9 protein-coding genes are annotated in these 8,158 nt (G+C 59.9%); 5 read left to right on the top strand and 4 right to left on the bottom strand.

Translation table 11 applies throughout. The features are described from left to right. The first annotated feature begins 307 nt into the window (after positions 1–307). Together HMPREF2860_RS06670 and rfbA are read left to right on the top strand one after the other, a co-directional pair. Positions 308–997 carry a dTDP-4-dehydrorhamnose 3,5-epimerase family protein gene (locus HMPREF2860_RS06670; RefSeq protein WP_070560768.1) on the top strand — a complete coding sequence of 230 codons (690 nt, stop codon included), beginning with the start codon at positions 308–310 and terminating at the stop codon, positions 995–997. A gap of 20 nt (positions 998–1,017) precedes the next feature. After that, positions 1,018–1,893, top strand: coding sequence for a glucose-1-phosphate thymidylyltransferase RfbA (rfbA, locus tag HMPREF2860_RS06665; RefSeq protein ID WP_070560770.1), 876 nt, complete (start codon positions 1,018–1,020; stop codon positions 1,891–1,893). On the opposite strand, the gene HMPREF2860_RS06660 is transcribed toward rfbA, so the two are convergent. Then, the gene (locus HMPREF2860_RS06660) at positions 1,890–2,192 is read right to left on the bottom strand and encodes a hypothetical protein (RefSeq protein ID WP_049180758.1); all 303 of its coding nucleotides are present in this window, start codon (positions 2,190–2,192) and stop codon (positions 1,890–1,892) included. The two genes, rfbA and HMPREF2860_RS06660, sit on opposite strands and share 4 nt — an antisense overlap. Positions 2,193–2,386: 194 nt before the next feature. Between HMPREF2860_RS06660 and HMPREF2860_RS06655 the strand changes: the two genes are divergently transcribed. After that, the gene (locus HMPREF2860_RS06655; RefSeq protein ID WP_038627574.1) at positions 2,387–2,746 is read left to right on the top strand and encodes a DUF4229 domain-containing protein; all 360 of its coding nucleotides are present in this window, start codon (positions 2,387–2,389) and stop codon (positions 2,744–2,746) included. A 9-nt stretch (positions 2,747–2,755) separates the two neighbouring features. On the opposite strand, the gene HMPREF2860_RS06650 is transcribed toward HMPREF2860_RS06655, so the two are convergent. The 3 genes from HMPREF2860_RS06650 to menE all read right to left on the bottom strand — a co-directional run bounded on the left by HMPREF2860_RS06650 (position 2,756) and on the right by menE (position 6,077). After that, on the bottom strand, positions 2,756–3,925 hold the full coding sequence (locus tag HMPREF2860_RS06650; RefSeq protein WP_049180760.1) for an alpha/beta fold hydrolase: 1,170 nt from the start codon (positions 3,923–3,925) through the stop codon (positions 2,756–2,758). Positions 3,926–3,934: 9 nt separating this feature from the next. Then, positions 3,935–4,831, bottom strand: coding sequence for a 1,4-dihydroxy-2-naphthoate polyprenyltransferase (locus tag HMPREF2860_RS06645; protein WP_038627576.1), 897 nt, complete (start codon positions 4,829–4,831; stop codon positions 3,935–3,937). A gap of 85 nt (positions 4,832–4,916) precedes the next feature. After that, positions 4,917–6,077, bottom strand: coding sequence for an o-succinylbenzoate--CoA ligase (gene menE / locus HMPREF2860_RS06640; RefSeq protein ID WP_070431977.1), 1,161 nt, complete (start codon positions 6,075–6,077; stop codon positions 4,917–4,919). Between the two features lie 134 nt (positions 6,078–6,211). Here menE and msrA point away from each other — a divergent pair, with 134 nt between their 5' ends. Both msrA and HMPREF2860_RS06630 read left to right on the top strand, forming a co-directional pair. Next, positions 6,212–6,868: a peptide-methionine (S)-S-oxide reductase MsrA gene (gene msrA / locus HMPREF2860_RS06635; protein WP_070628683.1), complete on the top strand. Its 657-nt coding sequence runs from the start codon at positions 6,212–6,214 to the stop codon at positions 6,866–6,868. A gap of 99 nt (positions 6,869–6,967) precedes the next feature. Beyond that, positions 6,968–8,149, top strand: a complete 1,182-nt coding sequence (locus HMPREF2860_RS06630) for a YkvI family membrane protein (RefSeq protein WP_070628682.1) — start codon at positions 6,968–6,970, stop codon at positions 8,147–8,149. Positions 8,150–8,158: the final 9 nt, after the last annotated feature.

Genomic DNA, 8,158 nt, shown 5'->3' with positions numbered 1-8,158 from the left:
AAACATGCGAGTCTGCGTCAAAACACCCCTTGTGAATGTCGTTAAACGTTGTTTTCGTATTCAGGATTAACAAATAAGCCTCAAATTCGGGCCATTTTCCCTAAGGTCTCGATTTGTGTGGGCTTCAGATTAGAAACTCCCAGGTCAAGAAGTGTGGATTCACTTAAAAGGGCACACAAATCGAGACCTTAGGGCAACAACTCCCGCATGAATGTCGTTAAGCGCTAATTTCGGCTCGGCGACTACCCAGCTCACACCCAACCCACCACCAGCCCGAACCTGTCCCTCGCGTCTACACTTGTTATCCATGAGCCCTGAGAGCACATTCCAGCCCACTTCCATCGACGGCGTTTTCACCTTCGAGCCGGTCATCCACGGCGACAGCCGCGGTAGTTTCCACGAGTGGTATCGCCTCGACGCATTCGCCGAGGCCACGGGCTACCCGTTCTTTCCGGAGCAGGCCAACATGAGTGTCTCCGCGGCGGGCGTTGTCCGTGGCCTTCACTTCGCCGACGTCAGCACCGCGCCAGATGGTCATCCCGGCCAGGCGAAGCTGGTCACCTGTCCCGCGGGCCATATCCTCGACATTGCGGTTGACCTGCGTCGCGGCTCGGATACCTTCGGCAAGGTTGAGGTCTTCGAGCTCGACAGCAAGACCCGCCGAGTGGTCTATCTGCCCAACGGCATCGGACATGGTTTCGTCTCGCTTGCCGACGACTCCGTGCTCACCTACCTCACTTCCACCGGCTACAATCCGGAGGCTGAACGCGCTGTTAGCATCCAGGACCCGACGCTGGGAATCGACTTGGCCGCGTTGCTGGCCAAGGGTGGTCTCACCGAAGCGGACATGATTCTCTCCGAGCGCGATCAGAAGGCCCTGACGATTGAGCAGTTCGAGGCGCAGGGCAATAAGCTCCCCAGTGAGTTTGACTGCAAGGACCTCGAAAACATGGCTCGCGACGAGTGGGCAATCGCCAACGAAGCGGCCGGGCAGTAAGGCAGAAAGGCGCGAGCACTATGAAGGGCATCATCCTCGCAGGTGGCACGGGCTCTCGGCTGTTTCCAATCACGCTTGGTGTCAGCAAGCAGCTGGTTCCCGTCTATGACAAGCCCATGATCTACTACCCGCTGAGCACGCTGATGCTCGCGGGAATCAGGGACATCCTCGTCATCACCACGCCACATGATGCCCCGCAGTTTGAGCGCCTACTTGGCGACGGCTCGCAGTGGGGTCTCAACCTCATCTTTGCCACCCAAGACGAGCCCCGTGGTCTCGCGGAAGCATTCATCATCGGTGCTGACCACATCGGCGATGACTCCGTTGCGCTCATCCTCGGCGACAACATCTTCTACGGCGCCGGCCTGGGCACACAGCTGCGCCGCTTCCATGACGTCGATGGCGGAGCAATCTTCGCCTACTGGGTCGCAGATCCCACCGCCTACGGAGTCGTGGACTTCGACCAAAGCGGCAAGGCCGTGGCGATTCAGGAGAAGCCGAAGAAACCACGCAGCCACTTCGCGGTGCCGGGTTTGTACTTTTATGACGCCGATGTTGTTGAAATAGCTCGCTCGCTGCAACCGTCGTCACGCGGCGAATTGGAAATCACGGATGTTAACCGCGCCTACTTGGAGCGCGGAAAACTACGGGTAGAGGTGCTGCCGCGTGGGACAGCCTGGCTGGATACGGGCACGGTGGACAATCTGATGGCAGCGGGCGATTTCGTGCGCACGATTGAGCAGCGCCAGGGTTTAAAGATTGGTTCGCCGGAAGAGGTGGCGTGGCGCATGGGATTCATCGACGATGCAGCGCTTAGCGCGCGTGCCGACGCACTCAGCGCCAGCGGCTACGGGGAGTACCTGCAGCAGTTGTTGCTGCGAGGCAAAGACGTTTAGTCGGTTTCGCCGGGATTGTCTGGGCTATCGGGCCTATTTGGTTTATCTCCCTGGTTATCCCGGTCACGAGTCTCGCGTTCGCGCCGTTCCTGTAGCTCCTGCTCACGCTTGCGGCGATCGAATTCGGCCTTCTTGAGCTTCCAGAGGAACTCCGGATCATCGTCGGGAGCAAGCGGGCGGGGCTCCGGTTGCGGAGCAGAAATACGACGCATGCCGTTGCCACGACTGCCAGGGCCAAATGCCTTCCACAGCATGACTACGACAAGGATGATGAACAGCAGCAGAATGAGCCGACCCATGTAATAGCTAACCTCCTGGATTTACCGACTAGAATACGCAACGAGTCCCGTAGTGCCCACGAGGGGTATCGCAACGCAAGGCGGTACGGCGTACAGAGTTCGTTAGGGTACAAAGGAACGTTGGACACGAACGGCCATGGGGCGCTAACAACGTCGGGCGCAGCACAGGCGTAATACGTAGAGGTGAGGGTGTAATGACCAATCCAGCAGAGCAGGACAAGTTGGCTTCTGACGCTCAGACGCCAGTAGCTCCGGTGACCAAGAATGCTGGTCGCGGCAATGCCATGAAGGGACTGTTCTGGTACGGCCTTGCGCGTCTGCTGCTGTTCCTGGTGCTGTTCTTCATCCTGCTCGCGATTATCTACCTTGTTGGCGTGCGGATTCCGGCCGCAATTACGGCTGTGTTTGCACTAATTATTGCGATGCCACTGTCGGTGTTTGTGTTCCCGAAGCTGCGCGTTCAGGCCAATGAGTCGGTTGCCGTGTGGTCGGAGAACCGCCGTGCGCACAAAGAATACATTGCGCAGCAGATTAAGGACCGCGAGGAAAATTAGCGCTCCGCTCTAGCTTCTTTTCTGAACTTTCTCCAGCACCCGCTCGATTGCCTGGTTCACCACATCCGGAGCCTCCAGCGGCAACATGTGGCCGGCCCCGTCGACTTCAACTAGCTCGGCGTCCGGCCACTTTTCCATAATTAGGTCTGCTTGCTTGCGGGGAGTGACATCGTCCTTCGTGCCCACCAGTACCGCTCCCGGCAGACCCTCTAAGTGAGGACCGGCCGCGAACTCGTCATGGTCCTGCAGGTCGTCGAGGTATCCCACGAAAGTTTCCAGCGGTGTTTCATTAATCATGGCCGCGTGGAACTCGATGATCTCGTAGTCCGTGCGCCGGGCGAACACCGCAACTGCCAACGACGGCGCCATCAGTGACGCGATTGCCTCGCGGAACTTGCGGATCTCCTTCGGCGAGGACTCAATCGCATTGCGCGCCGCATCCGCCACCGGGGACGCGAGAATCTGCGGTACCCCCTGGGCGGCAAGCTTGTCGATAGACGTGGAAATCAGCACTACGCCTGCGATCCGACGGCGAATACTTTCCTCGGCAGCGCGCACCATGTGCAGTGCGATCAAACCGCCCAGTGAATGCCCAACCACGATGAGTTTTCCGGTCCCGGCGCGCTCTGCAATCACGGCCAGCGCATCGGTCGCAGCACCTTCGACCGTGCAGAGTGAAGCCGGAACCGCGCCGGTCTGGCCGTGGCCGCGTAGATCCATGGTGAGCAGGCGTGCTTCCGGGTGTGACTTCCGCAGTGCGTTGAACTGTCGGTACCAGGACTCGCCAGCCAGGGTGAAGCCGTGGATAAAGACGATGGTCACAGGTTCTTTGGCGGGCTCGCCTGGTTCAACCTCGTACCAGTGCACCGGAATATCGGTGGTGACAGCATCCGGTTTGTCGCTGGCCTTTCGCTCGTCATCCTTGGCCGCAATGTCGGCTGTGACCGGTGTGGTCTTGATATGTACTACGCCGGTGGCCGTAAGATCAGTCAGGCCTGGTTCACGGGTCTGTGAATGCAGCGCGCCGTGCTCCAGTGCCAGTCGCCGACGCCCCGAACTGGTCAAACGCAGAGCAGCGCTGCGGACGAAAGCTGGAGCCTTGGCTGCTGTGTCACCTACTCGGGTTGCGGCCTTCTGGACGTCGTCAAGCGTCTTGTGCGTCAGTGCGCGGAAGTCCATCGGTACCCCTTAGCTGAGTGCGAGTGCGAGTGCCGTGATGACGGACCAGGCAAGCATCATCTTGCCGGTAAGCCCCAGTACCGGGATGAGCTCCTTGCCCTTCTTATGCATGCGGATTGGCTCGGAGGCCCTCACCCACAGCGGCACGATGAGCAGACCCACCAGCGCCCATGGGTGCCAGAAAGCGATAAAGATACTGGCCAGGGCAGGCATGATGGAGAGAATCTGCCAGACGATGCGGGTGCGGAAGTCGCCCAGGCGAACTGCCAGGGTGATCTTGCCGGTGGCAGCGTCGGTGGGAATATCGCGCAAGTTGTTCGCCAGGTTTACGGCAGAGGACACCGAACCGATACCGATTGCGCAGGCCAGGCCGACCCAGGACAGGGAGCCGGTCTGGGTGAACTCCGTACCGAGCACCGCGACGAGACCGAAGAAGACGAAGACCGAGACCTCGCCAAGGCCGCGGTATCCGTAGGGATTCTTGCCGCCGGTGTAGAACCACGCCGCCGCAATGCACAGCGCGCCGACCAGAATGAGCCACCACGCGCTCATCAGAGACAGCGCTACACCGGCAAGACCCGCGACACCAAAGGCGCCGAACGCCGCGTACTTCACAACCTTCGGCTCCACCAGCCCAGAACCAGTCAGGCGCAGCGGGCCCGAGCGGTCATCGTCAGTACCGCGGATGCCATCGGAGTAGTCGTTGGCGAAGTTCACGCCCACAATCAGCGCCCACGCGACAACCAGCGCGAGCACCGCACGTCCCCAGATAATCGGCGCGTGCGTCGATGCCGCTCCGACACCGACGATGACCGGCGCAAACGCATTCGCCCAGGTATGGGGGCGCGCGCCTTCCAGCCAATCGCTTAACGACGCCGTTGCAGGACTCTTTGGTGCTTCAGACATGAATTAATAATAGGACGTGACACCAAATGCCTTGAACTAATGCGGGTTCGAGTGGCTTAAAGGCTGGAGGACACAAGTCCAAAGGCTAAAAGAGCGCCGCGACTTTCTTCCGGTCGACCTTGCCCGGCCCAATTAGCGGTAGGGCCTCCACGCGACGCAGGTCCTTGGGAATCATCCAGTGATTGATTCGCCCGGCGTCTTCAGCATCGCCGAGCCCGTCCATGACATCACCGAGCTCAGCGGTGCCTTCATACGCTGCGACGATAGCGTGGCCGAGCCGTGGGTGTGGCACGCCCACCACACAAGCTCCCGTAACTCCATCGATGGCGAGCAGTTCACGCTCGAGGACTTCGGGGTGCAGTTTCAGCCCGCCGGAGTCGATGATGGTGTCCAGACGTCCCGTGATGACGAGCCGGCCATCGCGGATCTCGCCCGCATCGGAGGTGGCGAACCAACCTGGTTTATGGAAATCCTCGTGACCGGGCGCATTGCGGTAACCGTGTGCAATCATCGGCCCGCCCAGCCAGACGCGACCATTTTCGATGGCGACCTGTGCGCCTTCAATAGGCTGCCCGTCATAGACGCAGCCGCCGGCTGTCTCGGAGGAGCCATAGGTGGTCACGACGTTAATGCCGAGCTCTTCCGCACGTGCTGCCACCTGCGGGTTCAAGGCCGCGCCGCCGACGAGGATGGCGTCGAAGAGGCGCAGGGCTGCCACGCCAAAGGGTTCTTCCATGGCCTTCGCCAGCTGCATGGGAGCTAGCGAAGTGTAGGCGCGGTCGCCGGCACCGGCACCAGTGAGGGCCTCGGCACCGTCAGCGAATGCGGCTACATCAAAACCATCGGTCACATCCACACACACCGGATCCGTGCCCGCGAGCAGCGAACGGATGAGAACCTGCAGGCCAGCGATATGGTAGGCCGGCATCGCCAGCAGCCACTGTCCTTCACCACCGAGCCACTGATGTGTAGCGGTAGCAGAGGAGACCAAGTTATCCACCGTCAGCTGTGCACCCTTCGGTGTGCCGGTGGAACCGGAGGTGCCGACAACAAGTGCGATGGACTCATCAATTGGCTCACCTGCGCGTTGCGAGTTCCGCAAGATTGAGGCTCGCGTGCCGTCGTGAAGCGGAACGGGGAGCAAAGAGACCTCGCCGTCCAGCGCGGCACGGAGGTCGGGCAGGATATCGGTCGAGTCGTGGGGATTGACGGAAAGCAGGCTGAGCGTACGCACAATCCAAACCATAGCCCGTGTTGTGCCGTAGTTTCTGGTGACGAGGCGTGTGAAACGTGAGTGTGGCGGTGGTGACGGGCGGAACAATCGTCGCCGCGGACGCGTTGCGCAGAGCATAGGAAGTCATAGATAGAAAGGCATCGAAGATGGGTTGGTTTTTTGGTAGGTCGGCGGAGCTTGTGCCGGAAGGTGAGGCGCTAAAGGGCGGCTCGCACCCGGTGCTGGAGAATCCGAAGCCGCATGCGGTGCTCGGCACGCCTATTACCGGCCCATGGGAGGATGGCCAGGAGGTCGTCTACATCGGTATCGGCTGCTACTGGGGTGCTGAGAAGCTGTTTTGGGAAACACCGGGTGTGCTCAGCACGTCGGTCGGGTTCGCCGGTGGCGTGACGCCAAATCCCACCTACCGTGAGTCCTACACTGGACGGACCAACCACACTGAGATTGTGGAGGTCGTCTACGACCCGGAGCAGATTAGCTTCGACCAGCTGATTGCCAAGGCCTTCGAGGCCCACGATCCCACGCAGGGCTATCGTCAGGGCAATGACGTCGGCACGCAATACCGTTCCGCGATTTACACGACGACGCCCGAGCAGGCGCGCCGGGCGCAGGAAATCGCCGATGCGTACGCGCCGAAGCTTGCCGACGCTGGCCTGGGCCCCATCACCACGGAGATTAAGCCACTGTCGGAGACTCCGGCAGGGGAGTACTACCGAGCCGAGGACGAGCACCAGCAGTACTTGTTTAAGAATCCGAACGGCTACTGCCCGGTGCATTCGACCGGCGTGGCCTGCGGGATTTAAAGGCGAAATTTCGTAGAACGCTTAATCGCGATTAGTAAAACTCACTGAGAAAAGTAAGGTGGTTATATCAATCAGATAGTTGAATAGGAGTGAACCCTTGTGGTGAAGCAAGTACTGCGCGTTGCATTTGCCTTCGTCGGCGTAGTTGTCGGCGCTGGTTTTGCGACGGGTCAGGAAATCATGCAATACTTCGTCGCCTTTGGCATCAATGGTGTCTGGGGCGCCGTTCTCTCAGCGGTGATCATGAGCCTGATGGCTATGATCATTTTGCAGCTGGGAAGCTATTTCCAGGCCAGCGAGCACGGTGAAGTATTCCGACGCGTATCGCATCCCATCTTCTCGCGCGTACTGGATATTGGCGTGATTATCACGCTCTTCGCCACGGGGTTCGTCATGTTCGCCGGTGCGGGTGCCAACATGGAGCAGCAGTGGGGCATCCCCGTGTGGATTGGTGCCGTGATTATGGTGATGGTGACCATCGCGGCTGGTTTCCTCGACGTCGATCGCGTGACCACCGTGATTGGTTCCATCACGCCGTTTATCGTTGGCTTTATCCTACTGGCCAGCATTTATACGCTGGCATTCACCGATGCCACCCCGGCCGCGGAGCAGGCAGCTGCCGTTGCGGAAGTCCCGACCACTCTGCCGAACTGGGTTGTCGCCGCGGTGAACTACGTGGGCTTTAACCTGATGGTTGCGGTCTCCATGGCGATTGTTATTGGCGGCAGCCTGTTCAACCCTCGCGCTGCAGGAGCCGGTGGCTTTGTCGGCGGTTTGGTGTACTCCGCAATGCTGCTGATTACCACCATCACGCTGTTCCACACCGTTGGTACCGTCGCCACTGATGCCGTGCCGATGCTCACCGTCATCAACCGCCTGCACCCGTGGCTTGGTCAGGCAATGGCCGTGGTTATCCTCGGCATGATTTTCAACACAGCGCTTGGCATGTTTTACGCGCTGGGCCGTCGCGTCACCGCTAAGCACCCGGAAAAGTTCAAGATTGTCTACGTCGGCCTGGTTCTGCTCGGTTTCGCCTTGAGCTTTATGGGCTTCCAGAACCTAATCGGTTGGGTGTACCCAATCCTGGGCTACATCGGGTTGCTGCTCATTACCGTCATGCTCGTTGCTTGGCTGCGCGGTCGTGAGCGCATCAGCGAAGAGACTTCCCGCCGTAAGCGCATCTTCCGCCTTGTTCGCCGTGGTCGGAAGAAGGAAGCTCGCGAGGAAATCGAAGACTCCAACCTCAGCGTCGAAGAGGTCCGCGAAGCTATCGAGGAGTAGGGGGCTGGC

This window comes from Corynebacterium sp. HMSC064E10 (assembly GCF_001812505.1).
Lineage (GTDB): Bacteria > Actinomycetota > Actinomycetes > Mycobacteriales > Mycobacteriaceae > Corynebacterium > Corynebacterium amycolatum.
Note: the sequence above shows the minus strand (reverse complement) of the source record. Positions and strands in the feature narration are given on the sequence as shown.